The organism is Bacillus sp. FJAT-27001 (genome assembly GCF_019039175.1).
Lineage (GTDB): Bacteria > Bacillota > Bacilli > Bacillales > Bacillaceae > Bacillus > Bacillus velezensis.
In genome coordinates this window covers 42,842-45,084 of the sequence record NZ_JAHOAA010000014.1, presented here as the reverse complement: position 1 = coordinate 45,084, position 2,243 = coordinate 42,842, and the positions used below count along the sequence as shown (strand labels likewise).

The 2,243-nt window shown below is 44.3% G+C and carries 2 protein-coding genes; both read right to left on the bottom strand.

Annotation, left to right across the window (positions count from 1 at the left end; all coding sequences use genetic code 11):
• Positions 1-310, bottom strand: a 310-nt coding sequence (locus BGM27_RS20295) for a distal tail protein Dit (RefSeq protein ID WP_217031409.1), incomplete at its 3' end; no start/stop codon positions are given.
• Positions 303-2,243 (bottom strand): phage tail protein (locus BGM27_RS20695; protein ID WP_483297764.1); only part of this gene is annotated, 1,941 nt, incomplete at its 5' end. The genes BGM27_RS20295 and BGM27_RS20695, both read right to left, overlap by 8 nt.

Genomic DNA, 2,243 nt, shown 5'->3' with positions numbered 1-2,243 from the left:
TGTCAGGCTCATCGTGAAAAATTAACGGTTTAGGCTCTTCAGTGTGCAGAATAAAAGTCAGTTCCTCCTGCTTTTTCTTCAGCTCTTCTTCACTACGGAAGGCAAAAAGAACCTCAACGGTTATGACTCTTACAGGAATTCTTGTGTCCCGCAGGAAACCTCCCGGACGATTCCCGATAGTGGCTGTATTCACTTCCCTCCCTGTCACTCCTCGGCCGCCCGTGGACTTTACATAAAAGAAGGGTGATATATCAATGCCGTCAAACGTGATTTTCCATTGGTTTGGCAGCAGCTCCTGATAATTAATCATTAAATCTCACCCTCCTTGCGTTTGACCTTTTTTGTGCGTTTGTGACAGGCTTTTCTACTCCTTGACCGACCTTCTTGCTGTCCATCTCAATAACAATCATCCTGTCAGGCAACTCAAGGTTCCGGATGTCCGCGCTCAATTCTTTTCTAACCGTGCCGAGTTCACCGCAAGAAATGGATGTGTCATATGCAAAATTCATATCCTCTTGGTGAATAGTCATAGCATCACTGACGGCTCCCATAGCTCTCTGAACAGTGCCGATACCATTCTGAATCCCGACAGCGATACCAGCAGGAACCATGATCCCCACCTGATCCCGCATCAATCTGGACGGGGAGTGGATTTTCAATTTTTTCTTAATGGTTTTCTCAATTGTCGATGCGATGGAGTTTGCTTCTTTCGCCAGCTCGCCCTTCATATTCTTCATTCCAGAAATAATGCCGGCCATTGTATTTGATCCGATGGCTTTGCCGCTTTTCTTGAGAGAACCAAGTTGTTTCACATCGACTGTAAGCTCCCCAATTTTGCGGAGATAGTCATTTTTCAGAAGTGCCAGTTCTTTATTTGCGGCCGAGCGTAATTCAACTATTTTCTTAGTTGTCTCGTTTTTCAGTCCGGTTAATTCTTGTTCCGCCTGAGTGCTCGCCAGCTTATGCTTTTCCTGCCACAACTTGACATACTCATTTAACTCGGAATCTGTCATGCGTGAAATCGCATTAATCTGATCAGCTGACCCGATACCCATTTCTTTCAATTCGTCTGTGAACGCCTTCGGTGCCCGGCTTGCTATTTTTGAAATGTCATTGTTGAACGTTTTGATCTTGTCCAGCTGCTTTTTAAGATTTGCAGTCAGCTTGGAGCCGTTCACTTTTTCACTTGAGACATCGTCAAATAGACCGATTGCGTTATAAATCGCGTCAGTTCGGTCTTGCAGCTCTTTTTTATAGGCATCATTGGCCGCCTTAATATCAGCAGTCAGTTTATCATTCACACTTTTGAATTTTGAGAGATAAGTATTGTTTGCGGAAAGAATGCCCTTGTTAAGCTTATCAGCCGCTTTCTTTTCGGCTTCCTTCTGCTTTCTGGCCTTATCAGCCATCGTTTTTTGAGTCTGATAGATTTCGCGTTGAACCTTTATTTGCTGGTCAGAATTCAGCTTGTTCTTCTTCTTGATTTTCTCAAGTGTTTTGATATAGGTATTCCCGCTGATTTTTCCTGTATCGTATTTTGCCTCAGCTTTCTTAATCTGATCTGATACTTTCTTGGTATACGCCAGCTTCGCCTTCGCTTCCTTGCGCTGCTGCTCTTTCAGAAGCTTCTTCTGTTTATCAGAGGCGCTTTTGGATGCCTGATATATCTCGCGTTGGATTTTTCGGTTTTGCTCGCTGGTAAGCTTGTTTTGCTTCTGAATCTTTTGCAATGTTTTGATGTACGTATCAGCGCCCATTTTCTTGGTGTCATACTTCACTTCAGCGTTCTTAATTTTATTGGATACCTTTACCTCAGCCGCCTTCTGAGCCGCTTTCGCTGCTTTTGCCGCGGCCGCTTTTACTTTACCCTGCGATTTATCAATACCAGCCGCCATACCGGTGCCGACGTGATAACCGACCTGATCACGCATTACCCTTGACGGGGAATGGATTCCCAAAAGTTTTTTCATGCCGTTAGGAATAGCATTTGCCATTGATTTTACTTTGCTCGCTAATGCTCCCGCCATGCCGCTGATACCATTTATTAAGCCTTGGATGATGTTGCGGCCAATGGACTTGAGGTTGATACCTCTGAAAAACTTCATGACGCCATTCCAAATGCTGACAATGCGTTCTTTCGTTGCTTGGATACGGTTTACGATTTGCGCTTTCATATAGCTGAACGCTGTAGAAGCTGCGCTTTTAATGCCGTTCCAAATGGACATCACTTTGCTTTTCACTGT